The organism is Clostridium sp. LBM24168, assembly GCF_052953915.1.
Window position 1 is genome coordinate 2,869,499 of sequence record NZ_CP196861.1, and the last position, 24,020, is coordinate 2,893,518.

Genomic DNA, 24,020 nt, shown 5'->3' on the forward strand with positions numbered 1-24,020 from the left:
TCCTTTCCAGGCAAATTAGCTTCTTAGGATAAATCTTTTATAAATTTTTCTACATATCTTGTATCATAAGTTCCAGTTATAAATTCCTTACTATTAATCAGATCATATTGAAAATCTATATTGGTACTAACCCCTTCTATTATAAATTCTCCTAGAGCCCTTCTCATAGTTGCAATTGCATCCTGTCTATTCTTTCCATATACTATAAGTTTAGCTATCATGGAATCATAATATGGAGGTATTTCATAACCTGCATAAACTGCACTGTCTACCCGGACATTAAATCCTCCGGGAACGTATATATCTGTTATCTTACCAGGGCAGGGCATAAAATCCCTCTTGACATTCTCTGCATTTATTCTACACTCTATTGAATGGCCATTTATGTGTATTTCTTCTTGAGAAAATCCTAATGGTTCTCCTGATGAAATTTTAATCTGCTCCTTTATCAGGTCTATTTGTGTTATCATCTCAGTTATGGCATGCTCTACCTGAATCCTAGTATTCATTTCCATAAAATAATAATTTCTATTTTTATCCAAAAGAAATTCTATAGTACCTGCATTGTTATAATTTACTGCTTTTGCTGCTTTAACCGCAGTATCTCCCATTAACTTCCTAAGTTCTTCTGTCATTACTGGGCTGGGAGCTTCCTCCATTAACTTTTGATTTCTTCTTTGCATAGAACAATCTCGTTCTCCTAAATATACTATATTGCCATAATTATCACCAAGTATTTGAATCTCAACATGCTTTGGCTTTTCAATAAATTTCTCTAGATATATAGTGTCATCACCAAATGCAGCTTTTGCCTCTGCTTTTGCATTTTCATAGTTTTTTATAATATCGTCTTCTTTATATACAATTCTTATACCTCTTCCTCCACCACCTGCAGAAGCTTTTATCATAACAGGATATCCAATATTTTTTGCTGTTTCCAGAAGATCTTTTTCATTTAAAATAGCTCCACCAGAACCTGGTATGACAGGTATACCTGATTTCATCATTATTTCCCTTGCATTTGACTTATTACCCATATTCTCAATACACTCTGGACTCGGTCCTATGAATGTAATATTACACTCTTCACATATCCTAGCAAATTTACTGTTTTCAGATAGAAATCCAAATCCAGGGTGAATTGCCTGTGCTCCTGATAAAACGGTAGCACTTATTATATTCTGGATATTTAAATAGCTATCTTTAGGTGCAGCAGCACCTATACAAATTGCTTCATCTGCCATCTGAACATGAAGGGCATCTCTATCAGCTTCTGAGTAAACAGCCACAGTTTGAATACCCAATTCCCTACAAGCCCTTATTATCCTTACAGCTATTTCACCCCTGTTTGCAATCAAAATTTTACTAAACACTTTTAAAATTCAACTCCTAATACTCTAGTTTTTATTTCCTATCATAAACATTAATTCTGCTTCAGCAACCTTCTTATCTTTTACATAGGCAATCGCTTTTCCTATACCTGCAGGTCCTTTTATTTTCACTATTTCAACAACTAGAGTTAATGTATCTCCGGGTATTACCATCTGTCTAAATTTCGCCTTATTTATACCACCAAAAAATGCTATTTTGTTTTTAAATTCATCTTTGTTCAATATAGCCACAGCTCCTGCCTGGGCAAGTGCTTCTATAATAAGTACTCCAGGCATTACCGGCTTTCCCGGAAAATGTCCCTGAAAAAAATATTCATTTGCTGTTACATTTTTATAAGCAATTACCTTTTTTCCAGGTTCCATATAAGTTACCCTGTCTATAAGCAAAAAAGGATATCTATGAGGAATAATTTTTTTAATTTCTTCTATACCTAAATTCACATTGAAATCTGTGTTTTCCATAATTTCCTCCTAAAGGCCTACTTCAATATAATATAAATTTTACCATTTATTTGTTTTATCATATAAATCATTAAAAGCGCATATTCAGCTATCTAGCTTTATTTTAAACAAACATTGTCCGTATTCTACCATTTCTTCATTTTTTACAAGTATATCCACAATTTCGCCATCTTCATCACTTTGTATTTCATTCATAATCTTCATAGCTTCTATTATACACAGTATATCACCTTTTTTTACCTTATCCCCGATATTTACATACTCCGATTTATCAGGGGCCGATTTATTATAAAATGTACCCACTATAGGTGCTTTTATTTCTTGTATATTTCCATCTTCTTCAGTTTCTTCACTATCTTCAACCTTACATCTATCTTCTGCTGAATTCAACTCCTCATTTGTATTCTCAACTAAATTATTCTTTAATTTTGGTTCTTCTATAGTATTTGATTTGACTACTCCAGACTCACCTTTTTTTTTCATTACTATTGAAATTTCATCCCACTTAACTTCCAAATATCCAAGGCTTGAATCGTCCATAATATGTATCATTTGTTCAATTGCCTTAAAATCCATACTACTCACTCCATTTTCTTAATAAAATTACAGCATTATGTCCACCAAACCCAAAAGAATTTGACATTGCATATTCAACATCTGCTTTTCTGCCTATATTGGGAACATAATCCAGATCACATTCTTCATCTTTTTCTCTATATCCAATAGTAGGTGGAATGAAATCTTCCTCAAGAGACTTAACACATATTATTGCCTCAATGGCACCTGCTGCTCCAAGCAAATGTCCAGTCATAGATTTTGTTGAACTTATAGGTATATTTTTGGAGATATCCTCAAATAATCTCTTTATGGCAAGAGTTTCCCCTTTATCGTTGGATACAGTACTTGTTCCATGTGCATTTATGTAGGATATTTCTCTTTTATCTATTCCTGCCTCTTTAATCGCTCTTTCCATAGCCAATGCTGCTCCTTCTCCAGAAGGATCCACAGCCGTTATATGATAGGCATCACAAGTAGAACCATATCCAACTATTTCTGAATATATTTTTGCTTCTCTCTTTTTTGCATGTTCCAAAGACTCAAGTATGACAATTCCTGATCCTTCTCCCATAACAAAACCATTTCTTTCTTTATCAAAGGGAATGGATGCCCTTTGCGGATCACTGCTTTTACTAAGTGCCGTTAGAGATATAAATCCAGCTATAGACAAAGGAGTTATAGATGCTTCAGCTCCACCTGCAATTATAACATCTGCCATTCCATTTTGAATCATTCTATATGCTTCTCCAATGCAATTCGTACCTGTAGCACAGGCTGTTACCACTGTAGTACATATTCCTTTAGCACCATATTTTATGGCTATATTTCCTGCCGCCATATTTCCTATAATCATAGGTATAAAAAGTGGATGAATTCTATTTGGTCCTTTCCTTATAAGTGTTTCATTTTCTTTTTCTATAGTTCCTATTCCACCTATTCCTGAACCGACTACAACTCCAATTCTAGTTTTATCCATGGAATCTATTTCAAGCTGTGAGTCCTTAACAGCTTCATCAGCTGCAACTAAAGCAAATTGAGAAAATCTATCTAATCTTCTAGCCTCTCTTCTTCCTAAAATTTCTGCTGGATCAAAGTCTTTAACTTCTGCTGCTAATTTTGCTTTGAAACCTTCTGTATCAAAACCTTTAATAAAATCAATTCCACAAACCCCGTTTTTTATATTATTCCAAAAAGTACCTGCATCATTTCCTACAGGTGTAATTGCTCCAAGTCCTGTAATTACAACTCTATTCTTCATATATTTCACCAACCTTAAACCAATTTTGAACAACTAAAATTACATTACCATTCCACCATCTATATTTATTACCTGTCCTGTAATATAATCTGAACTTGTAGAAGCTAAAAATGCTACAACTTCAGCTACATCATCAGCAGTTCCAATTCTATTGAGCGGTATACTTGACAATATACCTTCTTTAACTTTATCTGACAGCACTTCTGTCATACTTGTTTTTATAAATCCTGGAGCCACGGCATTTACATTTATACCTCTAGCTGCAAGTTCTTTCGCAGCGGATTTGGTCAAACCTATTATTCCTGCTTTTGCCGCAGAATAATTAACCTGACCGGCATTACCTGCTATTCCAACTACAGAGGATATATTTATTATCTTTCCATTTCTTTTCTTTACCATAATAGGGCTAACATGCCTTATACAGTTGAATGCCCCTTTTAAATTGACTTCTATTACTCTATCAAAATCCTCTTCTTTCATTCTCAATATTAATCCGTCTTTTGTTATACCTGCATTATTTACAAGTATATCCACAGTTTTAAATTTTTCAACTGCTACCTTAACTATCTTTTTTGCATCATCAAATATACTCACATCTCCACGAGCCGTGATAACCTTACTCCCAAATTCCTCAATCTGTTTTACAAGTTCATCTAAAGAATTTGAATCATTTCTATAATTTAATACTATATCCGCTCCTTCTTCCGCAAGCTTAAGTGCAATAGCCTTTCCTATACCTCGTGATGCCCCCGTAACTACAGCAACTTTTCCTTTTATACCTTTCATTTGATTTACTCCTATCTTAACCTTAATTTTTCTACAGTTGAATTTAAAGATTTGATGTCTTGAACATTCAATGTATTAACCTTTCTATCAATTTTCCTTACGAAACCACTTAATACTCTACCTGGTCCTATTTCAATAAAAGTATCCACTCCCATACTAATCATATTACGTATGGTCTTCTCAAAATAAACAGTACTCATTACTTGCTTTTTTAGATAATTTTTAACATCCATTATATCTTCTATTATCTCACCTGTCACATTTGTAATAATTGGTATATTAAAATTAGAAATAGTTATATTTGCCAATTGTTTTTCAAGCTTTTCTGCAGCAGGTTTCATCATAGATGTATGGAAGGGTCCACTTACAGAGAGTTCTATAATTTTCCTTGCGCCCTTTTCCAAAGCCAATTTCGAAGCTTCTTTTACCGATTTTTTCTCCCCTGAGATTACCACCTGCCCGGGACAGTTCAAATTTGTTATTTCAACAATTCCAGAACTAGAACATTGTCTGCATACCTCCTTAACCTTAGCAACATCTAAACCCATAATAGCTGACATAGCTCCTCTACCTTCCGGTACTGCCTCCTGCATGTATCTACCTCTTTTCTTCACTAGAACAACTGCATCCTCAAATTTCAATACACCACCTAAAACAAGTGCAGAATACTCTCCAAGGCTCAGGCCTGCTGTAATGTCAGGTTTTATACCATAATCCTCCAGAGTTTTAAGTGCAGCTATACTTGTAGTTAAAATTGCCGGTTGAGTGTTTTCAGTTTTATCTAAATCCTCTTTAGGTCCTGAAAAGCAAATACTACTTATAGAAAAACCTAAAGCTTTATCTGCAATTTCAAATATCCTTCTTGCAGATTTTATGTCATCATAAAGCTCTTTTCCCATACCTACATATTGAGCTCCTTGCCCTGAAAATAAAAATGCTATCTTCCCCATTATATCCTCCCTATATTAATCTTTAAATATATTTTCTAATTTAACTAAATTGCTTTCAAATTCAGCAAAAATTTCTTCTATTATTTCTTTTGCACTCTGCTCCTTATTTACAAGTCCAGCAATTTGTCCTGCCATAACCGATCCGTTTTCTATATCACCTTCCTTTGCAGCTCTCGAAAGTGCCCCTTTGCCAAGTTTTTCATATTCACTAGTTGGAGCACAATTTTTTTCAAGAAGCTGAAGTTTTCTAGTGAGTTTATTTCTAATTACTCTCACAGGATGTCCTGTAGCTCTACCGGTAACCTGTGTATCTATATCCTTTGCCCTTAAAATTCTATCTTTATAATTCTGACTTACAGTACATTCTTTTGCAACTAGAAACCTAGTACCAAGCTGAGCTCCTGAAGCACCAAGCATAAAAGCTGCTCCTATTCCTCTTCCATCTCCTATTCCTCCTGCTGCAATAACTGGAATTCTTACAGCATCCACTACCTGTGGAACCAATGCCATTGTTGTTAACTCTCCTACATGTCCTCCTGACTCACAGCCTTCTGCAATAACTGCATCAACTCCTGATCTTTGAACTCTTTTTGCCAGAGCTACAGATGCCACTACAGGTATTACCTTTATATCATATTCCTTCCACATATCTATATATTTACCTGGATTTCCAGCTCCAGTTGTAACTACTTTAACACCTTCTTCACAGGCCATTTTTGCCACTTCATCAGCTGTATCTGAAAGGAGCATTATATTTATTCCAAAAGGCTTATCCGTGAGTTCTTTTGCCTTTTTTATTTCAGCTCTTACCCAATCAAGAGGGGCATTTCCTGTAATTATTCCTAATCCTCCTGCATTCGATACTGCTGCTGCAAGTGAACTATCTGCAATCCATGCCATTCCTCCCTGTATAATAGGATATTTTATTTCTATCATCTTACAAAACTTAGAATCAATCATATAGTACCTCCTTTATATTAACCATTTTTGTCCTCTTTAAATTTTATTACAAAATTTACTGCTTCTCCTACAGTCCTTATCGATTCTGCATCTTCTATTTGAATTCCAAATTCTTCTTCTATTTCAATTATTACCTGAAATAATTCCAGTGAATCCATCCCCAATTCTTTAAAGGAAGTATCCATAGTTATACTTTCTTTATCTATATCAAGCTGATCTGAAATTATATTTCGTATCTTTTCAAATACCATTTCTGTCCTCCTATCAAATTTCAATAACTATACCACCGTAAGTAAGTCCCCCTCCGAAGCCTATAAGTACAATTCTATCGCCACTCTTAACCAGCCGATTTTTTCTTGCTTCGTCAAAGGCTATTCCTATACTAGCAGCAGATGTATTCCCATATCTATCTAAGTCTACATAGAATTTATCTAATGGTATATTTAACCTTTTAGAGGCAGCCTCTATTATTCTGTAATTTGCTTGGTGCGGTATTATGAATTCTATCTCATTTATAGAACTTCCAGACTCCCTAAGAAGTTTATTTAAAGACTTTTCCATAATCTTAACCGCAAACCTAAATATCTCTTTTCCATCCATTTTCACTATAGATTTAATTAGCTGTGGCTTATTCACTACATACGGATTATCTACTGGGACTGCGGCACAAGTTAGAAAATGCCCCAATCGTCCATCAGCTCCTGTATTGATTGCAAGTATACTATCTCTTCTTCCCTTTTTTAATATAGCAGCTGATGCACCATCACCAAATAAAATACAAGTACTTCTATCTTTCCAATCGAGTATTTTTGAAAGAGTTTCTGCACCTATAATTAAAATAGTTTCCGCCCTACCAGATCTTATAAATTGGGTTGCAATATCCATGGCATATATATAACCGGAGCAAGCTGCTGATACATCAAAACAGGCTGCATTTACTGCATTTATATTTTTTTGAACTATGCAAGCTGTCGATGGTAAAAAACTATCCGGTGTAGCCGTAGCCACTATTATAAAATCAATTTGATCCACAGATATATTTGCATCTTCTATTGCTTTAAAAGCAGCTTTAGTTGCTATGTCAGATGTATTTTCACCTTTAGATATTCTTCTTTGTTCTATACCAGTTCTACTTTTTATCCATTCATTATTAGTATCTACAATTTCACTTAAATCATCATTTGTTATTATATTATCTGGTAAATAACTTCCTGTACCAATAATCTCTACCCTATTCATTTTTCCCCTTCTTCACATATAGATTAATTATGATTATTTTACCTTAACATCAATATCATATTTTGACTTGAAAAATTCATTTAATTTCCCAAGCGATCTTGTTAAGATTTTTTCCTCCTCTTCACTTAAATCGTGTATACATTCTTTAACCATATCAGAATGGAATTTTTGGTGGATTCTATAGGCAAGTTTACCTTTTTTTGTAAGCCTTATGTACACAATCCGTCTATCTACCTCACTTCTCTCCCTAACCACATACCCCTTTTTTACAAGATGTTTTACAGCTGTAGTCAAAGTTCCAAGTGTTATATCAAGATCACCTGCAACTTCCGTCATTCTTCTAGGTTTATACATGCCTATAGCTGCTATAGTATGTATCTCTGAAATTGATAGATCTTTAAATGATGCATATCGAAGAGACTTTTGTTCTATCTGTAATATGTCATAAAAAATATCTACTAACAATTCATTTATAATATTTATACCTCTATTCACCAAATCACCCTTCTAAGCATATGATTTAAATATCCTAAGTATTTATATATACTATTCCAAATATACTATTTCAAAATCAGGCATTATATATCCTACTTGCATTACAGACCAATTCCTCAATAAGATCTTTTACTTTTACTATTTTATTTACTCTATAAGCATTGCTTCCTACAAAAATAAGTGCATCATCCACCTTGCCTTCGACAGCATTAATTAAAGCCCTAGATATACAATAAGGTGTATCTTTAGGGTTACATTTCTTCAAACAATTATAGCACTTATCTGGAGCAATTCTATGCTGCTCAGCAATTTTTATAAATTTATTTTCCACTGCTCTTCCAGGAAGGCCTACAGGACTTTTAATCAATTTTATATCTTTCTTTTTAGCACTTATATACATTTTTTTATATTCTATGCTTGCATCGCATTCTTCTGTAGCTACAAAACGTGTCCCCATCTGAACTCCTGATGCTCCCAACTTTAAAAACTTTGCAATATCCGCTCCCGTGTATATACCTCCAGCTGCCACCACCGAAATTTTTCTATTATAGCTATTCTCAAATGCTTTCACTACTTTAATAACCTCAAGCACAATTTGCTCAAGGTTTTCATTCCCCGACTTTAGCTGTTCCATATGAAAGCCAAGATGTCCTCCGGCCAATGGTCCCTCTACAATTACCAGATCGGGCATTCTTGAATACTTCTTTATCCAGTGTCTGATAATAATTGATGCAGCTTTTCCAGAAGATACAATAGGAGCTATTTTTATATTACTTCCTTTTACAAGTATGGGCAATTTGAGAGGAATCCCTGCTCCTGATATTACAATATCTGCACTTTCCTCTACACAAGTCCTCACCATTTCATCATAATCACTTACAGCTACCATTATATTCACTCCAATTATACCATTGGGGCTTAGTTCTCTTGCTCTTCTTATCTCTTTCCTCAGTGCTCTTATATTAGCTTCCTTCGTATTTGTCTCAAAATCTGGTTCTCTATATCCTATCTGAACTCCTGATATTACTCCAATTCCACCTTCATTTGCTACAGCCTGACAAAGTCTATATCCTGAAATTCCAACACCCATGCCACCCTGTATAATTGGAACATTAGCATTTAAATTTCCTATAATAAGTGGAGGTAATCCCATTTGATCCTCTCCTTTTAACATAATTTTTGATTGTCAAATAATTTGATAATCAAAGTATATATTAAAAAAAATTAACTGTCAAACACTTTCAATACCTATTAAAATTAGTTCAAGTATAATTTGTTATAGTTTTTATATTTTGATATAATTAATTATTAAGATATATCATAAAGTATAAAAACTATAAAAGGCAGGTATTAATGTATGAGTACTTTCATATTCAACAGTAAAGATTCAAATTACACTCCTGTTAATAATATTTTCATAGATAAATTTATGCCAAAAGCCCGTGGAGAATTTGTAAAGGTGTATCTTCTAGGGCTAAAATATTGTAATTGTGGTGAAGTTGGGGTAAGTTCCGAAGTTATAGCAAGTGCACTACACCTTTTAGAAACAGATGTAATAAATGCTTGGAATTATTGGGATGAAGAAAACGTAATTAAAATAATTCCTGTAGACAAAATGGGAAATTACAGTATAGAATTTCTAGATCTAAATGAATTTGATAATAAAAAGTCTAACAATATAGATATAGTAGAAGAGCTAAATAGAAACTCTACCAAGGATATGCTTAATGATATAGAAAAATTATTGGGAAGACCTCTTTCTTCAAAGGAAATTACCATGTATATAAGTTGGTTAAAAGATTTCAATTTTTCCCCTGAAATTATACTACTTCTAATCCAATATTGTGTATTAAAAGGTAAATCTGACAGCAGATATATTGAGAAAATTGCTATATCCTGGTTTGATGCTAAAATCAAAAATATTAATGATGCGCAGTCTTTTATTAAAAAACATGAAGATAAATGGATAAATATTCGTAAAATACTTAATTATCTAGGTATAAAAGACGCCGAAATAATGAAACCCCAGGAAGAAATTTTTACTAAATGGTTAAATACATATAATTTTCCTGTAGAAGTTATACTTAAGGCTTGTGATATATGCTTTAAGAGAATCAATAAAGCTGATTTTAAATATATAGATGGAATATTAAGTAGCTGGAATAAGGAAAAAATTAAAACATTAGAGGATATAGAAAAAAAGGATAGAAAAAAAATTAAAAAAATGAACTATTCAAATACACAGAGTAATATTACCAATACTCCTAAAAATAGTACTTTTAACAACTTCAAACAGAGAAATTATGATTTTAAAGATCTAGAAAAGAAATTATTAGGATGGGATAATAATGATTAAAGGCTATCATTCTGCTATTATGAAGATATATGAAAATATACGAAATGAAGAAAACAAATCTTTAAACAATAGAAGAGAAGAAATACAAAAAAAATTACCTGAAATTTTAGATATAGAAAAGCAAATAGGTTTATATTCAATCAAATTATCCATTCAGCTTGTAAATAATTCAAAAGAGAACAAAATATATTTAAATCAGATGAGAGAAAAAATTACAGAACTTAGAATAAAAAAATCAGAACTATTGGTTGCAAACAATTATCCTATGGATTATCTTGAAATTCATTATAGATGCCCAAAGTGTAAGGATACCGGTTTTATAGGTACCCAAAAATGCAATTGTTACAATCAAAAATTAGTAAACCTGTACTATAAAAATTCTCATTTAACAAACATACTGCAAAATAATAACTTTGAAAATTATAATCCTGAATTGTTTTCTTCTGAAAAAAGCTCAGGTGAACATATAAGCCCAAGAAAAAATATAGAAAATATTGCATCTAAATGCTGGAATTTTATTAAGAATTTTTCTAATTCAAAAGAAAATCTGTTTTTTTATGGAACTGCGGGAACTGGAAAAAGCTTTATGTCAAATTGCATAGCAAAAGAATTGCTAGACATAGGTTATTTAGTTGTATATAAAACTGCAGAAATATTAATGCAAAATTTAAGGGAGATACGATTTGCAAATAATAAAGATCTCAAAGATTTACTTTTGAACTGTGATCTATTAATAATAGATGATCTCGGTTCAGAACAAATAACCGATTTTTCCAAAACTGAATTATTTAATATACTAAATATGAGACTACTAAGTGGGAAAAAAATACTTATATCTACAAATTGTGATCTTGAAGAAATATTAAAGATGTATTCTGAAAGAATTTCTTCAAGATTACTGGGAAATTTTACTTTATGCAAATTTTTCGGTGAAGATATACGAATAAAACAAAATATAAAGGGCAAGAAATTTTAGAATTATTTCCTGCTCCTCAAATTTTATTTTTCATGTTTTACAATAACTTCAATTTCATCCATATTATTTTTTTGTACATCTGCTCTTAGATTAAATTTATAAAGTTCCCTTTGAAACCATCCTGGTATGTGGTTACATCTAATAGTTAATTCGAAAAAATCTACTTCTTTAAAAAATGGTAACAATATCTTCTTGGTGGTAATATTAGGATTATTATTCTGTATTTCAATAAAATCTATAAAATATTTCCCATCTTCACCATTTTTAACAATATACTGCATATCACCATTTTTATGTTTAAAAGACTCTTCTATTAATTTTTTCTCTTCTTCCGATTCCTTTTTAATTATATAATTTAAAAATTCGTCAGGTTTCCCATTTATTTCCCATGAATTAATACCAAATCTTTCTAGAATATTATAAGGTATTCCTACAATTTCAGTTGCTACAAAGATCTTACATTCTCCCAATAATTTAACCATCTTGCTAATTCTTTGCCTAATTAAATTTATATCAGCTGTAACATCAACCTGAAAAACTATTCTATTTTTTATTTCCCAGTGATTATTTTCCATTATATATATATTAACTACCGAAGGTTCTAAAAATGAAGTTACTTCTCCATGGTCATTTACTAATACTGCAATTTCTTTATTCATAATTGTCTTATTAAATTTAAATTAAAAATTTAATAATTATTCCCTCCAATCATAGATTTATTTTTAATAATTGGGACTATATTTTATTAAATTATAAATGATAAATTCAATTATTTCAATATTTATTTTTAAATAAATATAAAAAATCACTTTATTCTAAAAAACATTTTTTAGAATAAAGTGATTTTTGGTGCTGGCAGTAGGCATCGAACCCACGACCTACTGATTACAAGTCAGTTGCTCTACCAGCTGAGCTATGCCAGCATAATTGGCGACTTAGATGGGGATCGAACCCACGACCTCCGGCGTGACAGGCCGGCACTCTAACCAGCTGAGCTACTAAGCCATTATACTATGTGGTGGGCACAACAGGGCTCGAACCTGTGACCCTCTGCTTGTAAGGCAGATGCTCTCCCAGCTGAGCTATGCGCCCACATAAATGGTGACCCCTAGCAGACTTGAACTGCTGTTACCACCGTGAAAGGGTGGTGTCTTAACCACTTGACCAAGGGGCCATTACTTTAAATATTCTATATTTAATACATAAAATATAATTGGCGACTCAGATGGGGATCGAACCCACGACCTCCGGCGTGACAGGCCGGCACTCTAACCAGCTGAGCTACTGAGCCATTATAATTTATGTGGTGGGCACAACAGGGCTCGAACCTGTGACCCTCTGCTTGTAAGGCAGATGCTCTCCCAGCTGAGCTATGCGCCCACATAAATGGTGACCCCTAGCAGACTTGAACTGCTGTTACCACCGTGAAAGGGTGGTGTCTTAACCACTTGACCAAGGGGCCGTTGTTAGTCAAGCCTCTCGCGCGACCCGACATATCTTATAATACAAAATATTTCATAAAGTGTCAACACTTTTTTCATGTTTTCCTTAAATTTTAATATAGAATATTTAATTGATTAATAAGAATTTCCATCTGTATAGCCTATATAATCCATTATCATTAGTGCCGTATCTTCGATCGCCCTTTTAGTTACATCTATTACTTTACAATTTAGCCTCTTTATAAGTTTATCAGAAAAATCCAGTTCTTGAAGTATCCTTTCTTCATCTGCGTACTTTATATTTGTAAAACATCTATGATAACTATCTAATCTACGCTTTCGTATTTCTATAAGTTGTATTGGATCGATTGTGAGTGCTACTATCTTTCTTCTATTGACTTCAAACAACTCTTTTGGAACTGGGATCTCAGGCATAAGCGGTATATTCAAAGCTTTTATTCCTTTATTTGCAAGATACATACAAATCGGAGTTTTAGAAGTTCTAGAAAGCCCAATCAATATGACATCTGCATATTTTATTCCAACGTTATTCTTGCTATCATCATATTGGACTGCAAATTCCATTGCTTTAATCTTCTTATAGTATTTAGTATCCATTCTCCAAACAGCTCCGGGTCTATAATCAGGTATTGTTTTTAAAATTCTGGCAGCCATACTTATACATGGTCCAAGTATATTATTTATAGGTATTCCACACTCAATACACCTATGAGTTAAAAACTCTCTTACATCTACCAGAACTATAGTAGATATTATAAGTATATCTTCTCTACTCTCTAAACTGTTTATAAAGTCATTCACGTTCTCATAACTCTTAACATAAGGTACTTTCCTAACCTGCACGGTTTCAGAAAACTGATATGCAGTAGCTCTTGCCACCTGTTCTGCAGTTTCACCAATAGAATCTGATACAGCGTATATTTTTAGCAATATTATTCACCTCCTAGTAAATACCCTAGTAACATAATATCATATAATACTAGTTTTCGGCGAAAATTACTTTTCACTATACAGGTTTTAAAAAGAGCTTTCAAGTTGTCCTAAAAAGCCCTTTGCCTTTTTATACTATTGCTCTAAAGTTTTATTTTGAAATTCATTATAAACATCCTCAAAAACACTACTGTTTTTATCAATAAATGAACATTTATCACGCTCATCTTTCATAATAACTGTACCCGACGTATTGTCAAATATGCAGTACACAGAACCCTCATAATTCAATTTTTCACATCCACATTGCCAGCATTCATGGCTTATTTTCATTTTATCATCTCCAAGTTTTTTACAATCTATTATAAATAAAAAAGCTATAAATGTTAATAGATAAATTGTGAACTACATCTGAGGTATTGACATTCAAAATTATATTGATGTTATAATAAAATATAAATTAGGATACATTACAAAGGAAGTGGTTTAATTTGTTTCATGAAATAATTATAATTGGTGGTGGTGCTGCAGGATTGACAGCAGCAATTACTGCAATGGATATGGGAAAAGATACTGCTGTATTAGAGGGTTCAAATAGAATAGGCAAGAAAATCTTGATTACTGGAAATGGAAGATGCAACATAACAAATACAAAACTATCCCTTAATAATTATCACAGCAGCAACAATTATTTTTTTAAAGATATACTTTCTAAATTCAACTCCAAGGATACTATTGATTTTTTTAATTTATTAGGGCTTCCTCTCGTTACACTAGAGGATGGTAAAACATATCCCATGTCCCTCCAGGCCTCTTCCGTACTAGATATATTCTTAATGGCCTTAGAAGATAGAAAAATCCCTGTGTACCTAAATTCTAAAGTTAAATCAATAATTAAGGGAAAAAACGTCTTTAAAATAATATGTAACAATGAAATATTTAAATGCCATAAACTTATATTATGTACTGGAGGAAAATCTGCAGCCAATACCGGCTCGGATGGATCTGGATTTTTACTTTCAAAAAAGCTGGGTCATAATATAATACCTCCCGTACCTTCTCTCGTGCAGTTAAAGCTAAAATGCAAGCATCTTAAAGCATTATCCGGAATAAAGTTCAATGGTTCCTGTGAATTATTGATAGATGGAAAATCAATGAGAAAGGAGTATGGCGAAATACTCTTTACAGACTATGGAATATCAGGTCCTCCCATACTTCAGATAAGTGGTCTTGCTTCAAGAGGGCTATTTTATAAAAAAAACATATCAATAAGAATAGATATGTTTCCTAACTTAAACAAAAATGATTTAATATCCTTGCTTGAAAATCATTGGGGGACCTTAAACTACAGAAGTGTTTACAATTCTTTCATAGGAATAATAAATAAAAGATTGATACCCATCATCTTAAAGGAAGCTTTATTAGATAATATACATAAACCTGCATTAAATTTAAACTGGAAGGAAAAAAACAACATATATGCTTTATTGAAGTCGTGGACCTTTATCGTATATGATACCAATTCCTTCAGAAATTCTCAAGTAACAGCTGGAGGAATAAATACTCTTGAAGTAAATCCTTTAACTCTGGAATCAAATATAGTAAAAGATCTTTATTTTGCAGGTGAAATTTTAGATGTAGATGGAGACTGCGGTGGATTTAACCTTCAATGGTGCTGGAGTTCTGGAGTCATATCTGCTAGAAATGCTGCAAAAGACTCATAATATCATTGTAATTATTTTCTCCACAATGTTTTTATAGTACATAACTCGTTTCCATCAGCATCTGATATCTTATGTAGTCCGAGGTATTTGCCATTTTCTTCCTCAATTTTTGTTGAGGATTTTATTTTGCCACCATAAATTGCTTCTTTTTTGTAACTTATATTTATATTTTCTATTGAATAATTTTCTACAATATCCAAGGGTACTGTTTCTATAGCCCAGTCAACATATTTTACATTGTTTACATGTCTATTTGTATCTATATCACTATACCTGACATCAAAATACTTTTCAAAATCAAATTTATCTGGCAGATTTATATTGTCTATTGCGAGAGGCTCATTATCTTGTTTAGTCACACCATATATAGAGTACATATCATCTGTTATCCTCTTGACCCTTCTTTTGTCAATATCTATGAGCAACCATACTGAATTGGCTCTACAAATTATATTTTCATCTTTATCAATAATTTCAAAAGTTCTGTAGCCATAAAATTTTCGAAAGGATCTCGCATAGGTTCTAACCTTTATTTTTTCACGAAAATGCGGATATCTATTGACATATATGTCCCACTTGTAAATTACCCAGGCTATTCTATGTTCCTTCATATAACCAAGCCCTCTGCCCATGTTCTGTGACTGTTCAGTGGCAGTATCATCAAAATAATTCATAATACTCGTTATAAGTAACTTTTCCTTAAAATCTATTTCGTAATAATTCACCTGAAATTCTTTTTCTTTATATGTTGTATTCAAAATAGCTACCCCCCATAGTAAAATATATTAATAATTTTATCACAAAATTTTTATGCTTACAATTAAAGAAGCTTTTGGTATAAGTATACATCCAAAAACTTCTTTAATTAACTCCTATATTCTACTATATTTCAGATATCTTTATTGTCTGATCCCTTCCTGGACCTACGGATACTATAGAAACCCTTGTATCTGTGAATTGTTCTATCTTTTTTATATATGTTTTTGCATTTTCAGGGAGGGAATTATAGTCTCTCGCATCTTTTATATTCTCATCCCAGCCATCAAATTCCTCGTATACAGGTTCGCATTTTGCAAGATCTTCAAGGCTCGCAGGTACATAATCTATAATCTCACCATTGAATTTGTATCCAGTACATACCTTTATTTTATCAAGTCCAGCAAGTGTATCAATTTTTGTGACTGCAAAACTTGTAAGTCCGGAAACTCTGCTGCTGGTTTTAAGTATTACCAGATCAAGCCATCCGCATCTTCTTGCTCTTCCTGTAGTAACTCCATATTCATGTCCCTGTTCTCTTATCCAATTGCCTACATTATCATTTAATTCTGTTGGAAATGGTCCTTTTCCAACTCTTGTTGTATACGCTTTTGCTATACCTATAGCTCCATTTATCATATTTGGTCCAAGTCCAGCTCCAATACAAACTCCACCGGCAATTGTACTGGAGGAAGTTACATAAGGATATGTACCATAATCTATATCAAGAAGAGTTCCCTGAGCCCCTTCAAACAATATTTGTTTTCCTTTTCTTATATTGTTGTATATTTCTACAGATATATCCTTGACAAAAGGTCTTAACTTCTCTGCATAAATGATATATTCATTATATATGGAATCAAAATCAAGCATATCTCCACTGTAGACTTTAGATATTATGGCATTTTTTATGTCTATATTCTTTTTTAAATTAGTAGAAAATACATCTTTATGGAGAAGATCACACACTCTTATACCGCTCCTCTCCATCTTGTCAGTATAACAAGGGCCAATGCCCTTTCCTGTAGTTCCTATATCGCCTTTACCTCTGGATTTTTCCTTGACACTATCCAATATTTTATGATATGGCATTATAAGATGTGCTCTATCACTTATCATAAGATTGTTGCTCGTAACTTCTACTCCATTCTTCTTCAAATATTCTATTTCTTCAAAAAGAGCCTTAGGATCTAAAACTACACCGTTTCCTATTATATTGATTTTATCTTTATAAAGTATTCCTGAAGGTATAAGATGAAGCTTATACTGCTTATCTTTCACTTCAACCGTATGACCTGCATTATTACCTCCCTGAAATCTAACGACTACATCCGCTTTTTCAGCAAGATAGTCTGTCATCTTTCCTTTTCCTTCATCTCCCCATTGGGATCCTAAAACAATAAATGCTGACATAAAATTTCCTCCTCATTATTTATATATATCATCTTTATATACCAAATAACTTTCCTATTGTTCTTTTTTTGATATGTCCCTTGCAACAACCACTCCCGTAGTAGACGCCTGCATAAGCCCTCTTGTAATTCCTGCGCCATCACCTATGGTATAGAGATTCTCTATTTTAGTTTCAAACCTGTTGTTTGTATCAAACTTACTCGAATAAAATTTCACTTCAACTCCATAAAGAAGAGTATTTTTACTATAAAGTCCAGGAGCTATCTTATCAAAAGCTTTCAATGATTCAACTATAGATGTGAGATGCCTTTGTGGAAGTACAAAGCTGAGGTCTCCCGGTACCGCTGATTTTAATGTAGGAATGGTTGTGGATTTTTTCAACCTCGAATAATCCGTCCTTCTTCCATTTAAAAGATCTCCTAACCTTTGAACCATTATTCCACCTCCAGTTAGCATATTACCAAGTTCCGCAATATACTTGCCATAAGTTATTGGCCTGTCAAATGGTTCTGTAAATGATGTAGAAACCAGCATTGCAAAATTAGTATTGTCTGTTCTCAGCTCTTTTTCAGAATAGCTGTGTCCATTTACAACTGCTATAGTTCCATCATCATAATACTCTTCTGAAACCACTCCTCCTGGATTCATACAAAAAGTTCTAACTTTATTGTCAAAAGTATCCGAATAATATACTAGTTTAGCTTCATATAAATCCTTGGTCAAATGATCCATTATAGAATTTGGAACTTCTACTCTAACTCCAATATCTACTGCATTATTAATAGTTCTCAAATTAAGTTTTTTAGATTCTGAACTCCACCATTCTGCTCCCCCTCTTCCAGGAGAAACAACCACATATTTACCTTCTATATCTTGAATTTTACCTTTCCTTTCGATTCTAACTCCTTTTGCCTTTCCATCTTCTATAAGTACTTCCTTAACATTTGTAAGTTCACTAAATTCAGTATTTGTATTTTCCAACAGATGGCAATACATTTTTTTAAGGACATCATAAGCAAGCTCTGTTCCTAAATGTCTAACAGGGCACTCTATAAGTCTTATATTATATTTACTGGATTCATATTTGATTTTATCCACCTTTTCATTATTTAAACCATATACTTTCTTATTTGCTCCAAATTTTAAATATATGTCATCACAATATTTTATCAACTTTCTAGATTCATCTTCTGAAAAATAATCCAGTATCCTACCTCCAACTTCAGGACTTAAAGAAAGCTTTCCATCAGAAAAAGCTCCGGCCCCTGACCACCCAAAGGTTATAGCACATGGGTTACATTTTAGGCATTTTCCTGTTATTCTTTCCGGACACTTTCTATCTTCTATATTTCTTCCTTTATCTATTATAATTACATTTAAACTTTTATTTAGTTTAGTGATTTCCAAAGCAGTAAATATCCCAGCAGGGCCCGCCCCAACTATTATAATATCATATTTATTTTTCAAAACGCATCACTCCACTATCATGTTATCAGAACTGAGTATTTCAGTCAATAAAAATACGAATGTTTATTAAAAAACTGGTATTAAAATTCGTGTTAATACAATAAACTTTAGTTTATAACAATAAGGCCGTAAATAAAAAATACTATTTACGGCCTTATTGTTATGATATAAATTCAATTATATTAAGCACAATTTATTATTTCTCTAATATTTTGTTCCATTCTAATCAAATCCTCGAAATTCTTTGAATATATTCTTTTCCCATCTAATTTATCAAGTACTGTAACAAACTTTATGAAGTCACAATTTCCAGCTCTCTCACCAATACCTGTAACAGTACAATTCACAAATTTTGCTCCAGCTTCTGCAGCTCCCAGAGAATTAGCTATTGCCATGCCAAAATCATTATGTGCATGTATTTCTATTTCTACGGGTACTTCTTGCATAAGCTTTTTTATATGATAAAATATCTTTCGTGGGTACAAAATTCCTACAGTATCTGCATATCTTATCCTCTTGACCCCCAACTCAAAGACAGTTTCGCACAGCTTAATTAAAAAATTTATATCCGCTCTGCTTGCATCTTCTAATCCTATAGTCGTTTCATATCCTTTATCGACTGTATAAGCAACACATCTTTTTATATTTTCTATAACCCAATCTCTATCTTTCCCCAATTTAGATTTAATTTGTATATCTGATGAGGGAATGGATATATGAATTATATCAACCCCACAATCCATAGATTCATTTATATCTTTAATATCCATCCTATTCCATGAGGATATTTTACTTTTTAGATCTAGTTCTACAATCTTCTCTATGCTCTTTTTTTCATCTCCACCCATGGCAGGTACACCTGCTTCTATCTGACTAATACCCATATCATTTATAATTTTCGCTATTTTTAGCTTTTCATCAATTCCTAAAGCCACGCAAGCTTTCTGCTCACCGTCTCTTAGAGTTGTATCTACAACATTAACATCCATTCTCCATCACCTCATCTCAGACATCTATTTTTAAAATCATTATAAATTTGTATTAATTCATCATCAAAAATATTTCTCTTCAGTTTTATACTTATTTCCCTTACCTTTTTCAAAAGCCCATCCATATCTATATCCCTGCAATCTATATTCAATTCCTGAAGTCTGATTATTACAGCTTTCTTCCCGGAATGCTTACCTATATACATGGTTCTTTTTTCTCCAATATCATAAGGGTTATAAGGCTCATAAGTAACTGGATTTTTTTCAATTCCATCTACATGAATACCGGACTCATACTTGAAAATATCCTCTCCTATTACCGCCTTCATACGATATACTTTTTCATGGGATAATTCAGTATAAATTTTTGCCATTTCACCTATCAATTTTAAATTTCCATATACCTGTCCATTCTTTATAACTTTAAGTCCCACAACAACTTCTTCTAAAGATGCAAATCCATAAATTTGTCCATTGAAAACTGCAGTAACAGAATCTGCTCCATCCATGCAAGCTTCAATGCTTATAGCCGTAGCCATGTAATATCTACTATCTGCACACAGATCCACATTCACATGAAATTTTTCCTTTATATCACTTATTAATCTGCCCCAGCCACAAATATCATATTTTACTATATGTTTTATTCTTAAACATTCCAAATTAAGCTTATCTACAATTGAAGAGTCTCCTCTTTCATACAATTCATCTAAAATTTTAATATCTACTTCAAGCATTATTTTTTTATCCTTTAAGATATTCAAGGCATCTTCACTTAAGGTCAGGCTTTTTTTATAATCTATAACTATATATTTAAAATCAATCCCGCATCCATCCATAAAATATATATCTGAAACATCTTCAACCCTGTATATATAGTCCAAATCTTGTGGAATATTTTTTATTCCGTTTAAAACACATCTATCAATTTCTATCATATCTACCCCTAAATTTTTTAACAGAGCAAGAAATCTTATTGAAACATTGTTATTAACTTCTTTTAATCTCTTTACAACTTCAGGTAAAGTTCTATCTATAATAATTTTTTTTCTATTTTTAACTATAATGGACATATATATCACCTTCTCAATCCTAGAGGATATAAAAATCAACTGTACTCTATAATATTAACTGACTACCCTACATTAATTTCTCCCTCTAATATTTTATTCTCTTTCATTTTTTTAACAGCTTTTATAATTCCCTTGTTTATAGAATCATACATTTCAATAAATTCAATTCCTCTTGCTCCCAATTTTTCTTTTGGTTCAAACCCAGCCCGGAGTGCAAGTACAGCATTACAATCACCTATTGTTCTAATAATTTTTGAAATTTTATCTTCATGCTCATCACAATCATCTGATCCTATACAATATTTATCAACGTTCCTTTTTTCCAAAAATCTTATAGTACCAGAATCATAAGAATAAATATAAAATTCTGTAGTATGTCCAAAATGCTGGTCTATATTAATGCCTGATTTAGATGAAATTGCAAATCTATATTTTGCATCTTCAACTGTATTTTTCTCCTTTTTACTTGAACATTTCCCTGCACAGCTTCCGCATTCCATATCTCTAAAATCTATGGAACAATCCTGTGCAAGAGTTCCTATCGCATCTGCTCTGCACTGTTTACAGTGATACATCTGTTTCAAATCTATCTCACATTTTTTTCTCATTTCATTTAATTCCACATTGGAGACTAGAGGTAAATCTTCAAATTTACTTCCCTGAACTGGTATCATCTGCATTATGTTTGTCATATATGCTCCACATACTCTGGCCTTTTGAACAACTTCCTTAATATGCTTATCATTTATTCCTTTCAGCATAACTATATTGACTTTGCAGATTATGCCCTTCGAGCACAAATACTTAAGTCCAGTAAGCTGATTGGTTAAAAGTATCTCCGCTGCCTCTTCTCCTATATATTTATGGCCCAGATAATTGACTTCCCTGTATATTTTAGCTCCTATTTTTTTATCTACTGCATTCATAGTTACTGTGACATGTGATACACCAAGTTCTATGAGCTGATTTGCATAAAAAGGAAGCATAAGTCCATTAGTAGATAAACAAAAAGTAGTTTCCGGTGATTCTTTTCTTATGAGTTCAAGAGATTTTTTTACTTCATCGAAGTTTGCAAGAGCATCCCCCGGACCTGCTATTCCTACAACAGTCAAATTTTTCATTTTGCTCTTTACCAATTTGAATTTCTCAAGTGCCTGCTGAGGGCTCAGGACTTCACTTGTAACTCCAGGCCTGCTCTCATTTGCACAGTCATATTTTCTGCTGCAGTAATTACAGCTTATATTACATTTTGGTGCTACAGGTATATGCATCCTTGCAAATTTATGTGCGTTGTCCCCAAAACATGGGTGTGTACAGGTCTTGTCACTATTCAACTTTACTTCATCGTTTGTTTTCATATCTTTTTTCTCCTCATTTTTCATTTCTGCAATAGGTGCATAAAAATCATTATAAGCTTTCTCCCTATAAGTATCCTGTGTATGCTCAAGCATGACATTTGCCACACTGTCTATTAAAAAGGCCGAACCATTATATCCTGTTATTATCTGTCTTTGTCCTCCGACTCTATCATGAATAGGGAATCCAATTCTTACTATCTTAAGCCCTAACTTTCTGGCCATCCTTCTTCCATCAGAATTTCCTATCAATAAATTCACCTGTAATTTTTTTGCATAACTTTCCATGGTCCCAAAATCAGTATCATCAAGCACAATGGAATCCTCTTTTTGAACTTTCAGCTCTTCTTTAAGCTTCTTCCTCAAAGCTTCATTTTTAGATCCCATTCCAACCATCTTGATAAGTATTCCATTTTCCAGGCATAACCTTGCAGTTGCATATACAAGCTCCGGTTCACCATATAAAATTACCCGTGCTTCACCTGTATATTTATGATTATCTATCATGGCATCCAAATATCTGCCTTTTTGAGTTATATAATCCTCAGGTATAGAAAAACCTGTTATTTTCGATATTAATGAAACAAATTCATTTGTATTTCTAAGTCCTATTGGTATTCCACATTTGTAAAGCGGCACCCCGAATTTGTCTCTAAGATATACTCCCGGAGAATTATCATCTGATATCGTACTCCCCATTTCAATTGTGGCCAAGGCTCCCGGCATTTTTTTTATGTCATCTATCTTAGTACCACCTTTAGGTATTCTTCTATATTTTTCATTATGCGGGGAATCGAGTGTATTTGATACATCCGGCAAAATAGTATATCCTACTTTGAAATCATCCAGTATTCTCTTTATATTTCTTACATCTCCTGGATTTAAATTAGCACATATTATATTTAATTTTCCATTCTTTTCTGACTTTTCACAAATCTGTTCTACAATTTTTCTAAGAACAACAAAATATCCTTCAGCCTGCGTAGCACCATAACCAGGTGTAGGTGCGGTTATTATCCTTATATTTTTAATTTTTTCATTATTTTTTTCTTCTTCATAGAATTCTTCTACTATTCTTTTAGTATCTTCTCCAATAGTTTCTGCCAGACAAGTTGTAAGTATCCCGATAGTGGTCGGATCGTACATTTTAATCATGTTCTTTAAACCTTTTTTTAAATTCTTGGCACCCCCATATACAGTACCCTGTTCAGTAAGAGCAGATGATGCTATATCTACAGGCTCATTGTAATGGGTAGCCATATGCCTTCTAATATAAGTACTGCAACCTTGGGATCCATGTAATATTACCATACTGTTTTCTATACCTTTAAATGCCATAACTCCACCCATCGGCATACACATTTTACATGGGTTTATATCTACATTTACCAGTTTTTTGTTACTCATCCTCAATCATCT

General features: G+C 32.7%; 23 protein-coding genes and 7 tRNA genes. 3 read left to right on the forward strand and 27 right to left on the reverse strand.

From position 1 onward, the window contains the following. Positions 1–23 precede the first annotated feature (23 nt). The 11 genes from ACSVC9_RS14255 to ACSVC9_RS14305 form a co-directional block, all read right to left on the reverse strand. Positions 24–1,373 carry an acetyl-CoA carboxylase biotin carboxylase subunit gene (locus tag ACSVC9_RS14255; RefSeq protein ID WP_446898101.1) on the reverse strand — a complete coding sequence of 450 codons (1,350 nt, stop codon included), beginning with the start codon at positions 1,371–1,373 and terminating at the stop codon, positions 24–26. 24 nt (positions 1,374–1,397) lie between these two features. Further along, positions 1,398–1,853, reverse strand: a complete 456-nt coding sequence (gene fabZ, locus ACSVC9_RS14260; RefSeq protein ID WP_446898102.1) for a 3-hydroxyacyl-ACP dehydratase FabZ — start codon at positions 1,851–1,853, stop codon at positions 1,398–1,400. 84 nt (positions 1,854–1,937) lie between these two features. Continuing rightward, complete coding sequence (accB, locus tag ACSVC9_RS14265) at positions 1,938–2,429, reverse strand: acetyl-CoA carboxylase biotin carboxyl carrier protein (RefSeq protein ID WP_446898103.1); 492 nt, start codon at positions 2,427–2,429, stop codon at positions 1,938–1,940. 1 nt (position 2,430) lies between these two features. Next, positions 2,431–3,669, reverse strand: a complete 1,239-nt coding sequence (gene fabF, locus ACSVC9_RS14270; RefSeq protein WP_446898104.1) for a beta-ketoacyl-ACP synthase II — start codon at positions 3,667–3,669, stop codon at positions 2,431–2,433. Between the two features lie 39 nt (positions 3,670–3,708). Then, a complete protein-coding gene (gene fabG / locus ACSVC9_RS14275) occupies positions 3,709–4,455 on the reverse strand; it encodes a 3-oxoacyl-[acyl-carrier-protein] reductase (protein ID WP_446898105.1) in 747 nt (248 codons plus the stop codon). Between the two features lie 11 nt (positions 4,456–4,466). Continuing rightward, on the reverse strand, positions 4,467–5,405 hold the full coding sequence (gene fabD / locus ACSVC9_RS14280; RefSeq protein ID WP_446898106.1) for an ACP S-malonyltransferase: 939 nt from the start codon (positions 5,403–5,405) through the stop codon (positions 4,467–4,469). A 15-nt stretch (positions 5,406–5,420) separates the two neighbouring features. Beyond that, complete coding sequence (fabK, locus tag ACSVC9_RS14285) at positions 5,421–6,365, reverse strand: enoyl-[acyl-carrier-protein] reductase FabK (protein WP_446898107.1); 945 nt, start codon at positions 6,363–6,365, stop codon at positions 5,421–5,423. A 17-nt stretch (positions 6,366–6,382) separates the two neighbouring features. Then, positions 6,383–6,616 (reverse strand): acyl carrier protein, encoded by a 234-nt coding sequence (locus tag ACSVC9_RS14290; protein WP_446898108.1) that lies wholly within the window; start codon positions 6,614–6,616, stop codon positions 6,383–6,385. A 13-nt stretch (positions 6,617–6,629) separates the two neighbouring features. Further along, positions 6,630–7,604: a beta-ketoacyl-ACP synthase III gene (locus ACSVC9_RS14295; RefSeq protein ID WP_446898109.1), complete on the reverse strand. Its 975-nt coding sequence runs from the start codon at positions 7,602–7,604 to the stop codon at positions 6,630–6,632. 33 nt (positions 7,605–7,637) lie between these two features. After that, the gene (locus ACSVC9_RS14300) at positions 7,638–8,099 is read right to left on the reverse strand and encodes a MarR family winged helix-turn-helix transcriptional regulator (RefSeq protein WP_446898110.1); all 462 of its coding nucleotides are present in this window, start codon (positions 8,097–8,099) and stop codon (positions 7,638–7,640) included. Positions 8,100–8,175: 76 nt separating this feature from the next. Continuing rightward, entirely contained in the window at positions 8,176–9,252 is a 1,077-nt protein-coding gene (locus tag ACSVC9_RS14305; protein ID WP_446898111.1) for an NAD(P)H-dependent flavin oxidoreductase, read from the reverse strand. 204 nt (positions 9,253–9,456) lie between these two features. On the opposite strand from ACSVC9_RS14305, the gene ACSVC9_RS14310 reads away from it, so the two are divergent. Both ACSVC9_RS14310 and ACSVC9_RS14315 read left to right on the forward strand, forming a co-directional pair. Further along, positions 9,457–10,455, forward strand: a complete 999-nt coding sequence (locus tag ACSVC9_RS14310; RefSeq protein ID WP_446898112.1) for a DnaD domain protein — start codon at positions 9,457–9,459, stop codon at positions 10,453–10,455. Next, complete coding sequence (locus tag ACSVC9_RS14315; protein ID WP_446898113.1) at positions 10,448–11,431, forward strand: ATP-binding protein; 984 nt, start codon at positions 10,448–10,450, stop codon at positions 11,429–11,431. The genes ACSVC9_RS14310 and ACSVC9_RS14315 overlap by 8 nt, the downstream gene beginning before the upstream one ends. A 23-nt stretch (positions 11,432–11,454) precedes the next feature. Here ACSVC9_RS14315 and anfO read toward each other — a convergent pair whose 3' ends face one another. The 10 genes from anfO to ACSVC9_RS14365 all read right to left on the reverse strand — a co-directional run bounded on the left by anfO (position 11,455) and on the right by ACSVC9_RS14365 (position 14,157). Continuing rightward, on the reverse strand, positions 11,455–12,090 hold the full coding sequence (anfO, locus tag ACSVC9_RS14320; protein WP_446898114.1) for a Fe-only nitrogenase accessory protein AnfO: 636 nt from the start codon (positions 12,088–12,090) through the stop codon (positions 11,455–11,457). Between the two features lie 188 nt (positions 12,091–12,278). Next, positions 12,279–12,354 (reverse strand) — tRNA-Thr (locus tag ACSVC9_RS14325). Positions 12,355–12,359: 5 nt separating this feature from the next. After that, positions 12,360–12,436 (reverse strand) — tRNA-Asp (locus ACSVC9_RS14330). An 11-nt stretch (positions 12,437–12,447) separates the two neighbouring features. Continuing rightward, positions 12,448–12,523 (reverse strand) — tRNA-Val (locus tag ACSVC9_RS14335). 7 nt (positions 12,524–12,530) lie between these two features. Continuing rightward, positions 12,531–12,605: transfer RNA gene (locus ACSVC9_RS14340), tRNA-Glu, on the reverse strand. 40 nt (positions 12,606–12,645) lie between these two features. Next, a tRNA-Asp gene (locus ACSVC9_RS14345) sits at positions 12,646–12,722 on the reverse strand. Positions 12,723–12,735: 13 nt separating this feature from the next. Next, positions 12,736–12,811: transfer RNA gene (locus ACSVC9_RS14350), tRNA-Val, on the reverse strand. Positions 12,812–12,818: 7 nt separating this feature from the next. Then, positions 12,819–12,893 (reverse strand) — tRNA-Glu (locus ACSVC9_RS14355). A 115-nt stretch (positions 12,894–13,008) separates the two neighbouring features. After that, entirely contained in the window at positions 13,009–13,824 is an 816-nt protein-coding gene (locus ACSVC9_RS14360; RefSeq protein WP_446898115.1) for a pyruvate, water dikinase regulatory protein, read from the reverse strand. A gap of 135 nt (positions 13,825–13,959) precedes the next feature. Further along, positions 13,960–14,157, reverse strand: coding sequence for a hypothetical protein (locus tag ACSVC9_RS14365; protein ID WP_446898116.1), 198 nt, complete (start codon positions 14,155–14,157; stop codon positions 13,960–13,962). Between the two features lie 158 nt (positions 14,158–14,315). On the opposite strand from ACSVC9_RS14365, the gene ACSVC9_RS14370 reads away from it, so the two are divergent. Then, on the forward strand, positions 14,316–15,548 hold the full coding sequence (locus ACSVC9_RS14370; protein ID WP_446898117.1) for an NAD(P)/FAD-dependent oxidoreductase: 1,233 nt from the start codon (positions 14,316–14,318) through the stop codon (positions 15,546–15,548). 11 nt (positions 15,549–15,559) lie between these two features. Here ACSVC9_RS14370 and ACSVC9_RS14375 read toward each other — a convergent pair whose 3' ends face one another. The 6 genes from ACSVC9_RS14375 to nifB form a co-directional block, all read right to left on the reverse strand. Beyond that, a complete protein-coding gene (locus ACSVC9_RS14375) occupies positions 15,560–16,306 on the reverse strand; it encodes an acyl-[acyl-carrier-protein] thioesterase (protein WP_446898118.1) in 747 nt (248 codons plus the stop codon). A gap of 124 nt (positions 16,307–16,430) precedes the next feature. Further along, complete coding sequence (locus ACSVC9_RS14380; RefSeq protein ID WP_446898119.1) at positions 16,431–17,717, reverse strand: adenylosuccinate synthase; 1,287 nt, start codon at positions 17,715–17,717, stop codon at positions 16,431–16,433. Positions 17,718–17,771: 54 nt separating this feature from the next. Then, positions 17,772–19,184, reverse strand: coding sequence for an NAD(P)/FAD-dependent oxidoreductase (locus ACSVC9_RS14385; RefSeq protein WP_446898120.1), 1,413 nt, complete (start codon positions 19,182–19,184; stop codon positions 17,772–17,774). Positions 19,185–19,366: 182 nt separating this feature from the next. Next, the gene (locus ACSVC9_RS14390; RefSeq protein ID WP_446898121.1) at positions 19,367–20,173 is read right to left on the reverse strand and encodes a homocitrate synthase; all 807 of its coding nucleotides are present in this window, start codon (positions 20,171–20,173) and stop codon (positions 19,367–19,369) included. A gap of 11 nt (positions 20,174–20,184) precedes the next feature. Beyond that, positions 20,185–21,246 carry a homocitrate synthase/isopropylmalate synthase family protein gene (locus ACSVC9_RS14395; protein ID WP_446898122.1) on the reverse strand — a complete coding sequence of 354 codons (1,062 nt, stop codon included), beginning with the start codon at positions 21,244–21,246 and terminating at the stop codon, positions 20,185–20,187. Between the two features lie 62 nt (positions 21,247–21,308). Further along, entirely contained in the window at positions 21,309–24,008 is a 2,700-nt protein-coding gene (gene nifB, locus ACSVC9_RS14400) for a nitrogenase cofactor biosynthesis protein NifB (protein WP_446898123.1), read from the reverse strand. Positions 24,009–24,020 lie beyond the last annotated feature (12 nt).

What these genes read in the sequence shown, in the direction of transcription:
- fabD (WP_446898106.1), bottom strand. Translation starts at nt 5,405, where the DNA reads ATGGGGAAGATAGCATTTTTATTTTCAGGGCAAGGAGCTCAATATGTA.
- fabZ (WP_446898102.1), bottom strand. Translation starts at nt 1,853, where the DNA reads ATGGAAAACACAGATTTCAATGTGAATTTAGGTATAGAAGAAATTAAA.
- ACSVC9_RS14380 (WP_446898119.1), bottom strand. Translation starts at nt 17,717, where the DNA reads ATGTCAGCATTTATTGTTTTAGGATCCCAATGGGGAGATGAAGGAAAA.
- ACSVC9_RS14395 (WP_446898122.1), bottom strand. Translation starts at nt 21,246, where the DNA reads ATGTCCATTATAGTTAAAAATAGAAAAAAAATTATTATAGATAGAACT.
- accB (WP_446898103.1), bottom strand. Translation starts at nt 2,429, where the DNA reads ATGGATTTTAAGGCAATTGAACAAATGATACATATTATGGACGATTCA.
- nifB (WP_446898123.1), bottom strand. Translation starts at nt 24,008, where the DNA reads ATGAGTAACAAAAAACTGGTAAATGTAGATATAAACCCATGTAAAATG.
- fabG (WP_446898105.1), bottom strand. Translation starts at nt 4,455, where the DNA reads ATGAAAGGTATAAAAGGAAAAGTTGCTGTAGTTACGGGGGCATCACGA.
- ACSVC9_RS14310 (WP_446898112.1), top strand. Translation starts at nt 9,457, where the DNA reads ATGAGTACTTTCATATTCAACAGTAAAGATTCAAATTACACTCCTGTT.
- fabK (WP_446898107.1), bottom strand. Translation starts at nt 6,365, where the DNA reads ATGATTGATTCTAAGTTTTGTAAGATGATAGAAATAAAATATCCTATT.
- ACSVC9_RS14365 (WP_446898116.1), bottom strand. Translation starts at nt 14,157, where the DNA reads ATGAAAATAAGCCATGAATGCTGGCAATGTGGATGTGAAAAATTGAAT.
- ACSVC9_RS14290 (WP_446898108.1), bottom strand. Translation starts at nt 6,616, where the DNA reads ATGGTATTTGAAAAGATACGAAATATAATTTCAGATCAGCTTGATATA.
- ACSVC9_RS14315 (WP_446898113.1), top strand. Translation starts at nt 10,448, where the DNA reads ATGATTAAAGGCTATCATTCTGCTATTATGAAGATATATGAAAATATA.
- ACSVC9_RS14295 (WP_446898109.1), bottom strand. Translation starts at nt 7,604, where the DNA reads ATGAATAGGGTAGAGATTATTGGTACAGGAAGTTATTTACCAGATAAT.
- fabF (WP_446898104.1), bottom strand. Translation starts at nt 3,669, where the DNA reads ATGAAGAATAGAGTTGTAATTACAGGACTTGGAGCAATTACACCTGTA.
- ACSVC9_RS14390 (WP_446898121.1), bottom strand. Translation starts at nt 20,173, where the DNA reads ATGGATGTTAATGTTGTAGATACAACTCTAAGAGACGGTGAGCAGAAA.
- anfO (WP_446898114.1), bottom strand. Translation starts at nt 12,090, where the DNA reads ATGAATAAAGAAATTGCAGTATTAGTAAATGACCATGGAGAAGTAACT.
- ACSVC9_RS14305 (WP_446898111.1), bottom strand. Translation starts at nt 9,252, where the DNA reads ATGGGATTACCTCCACTTATTATAGGAAATTTAAATGCTAATGTTCCA.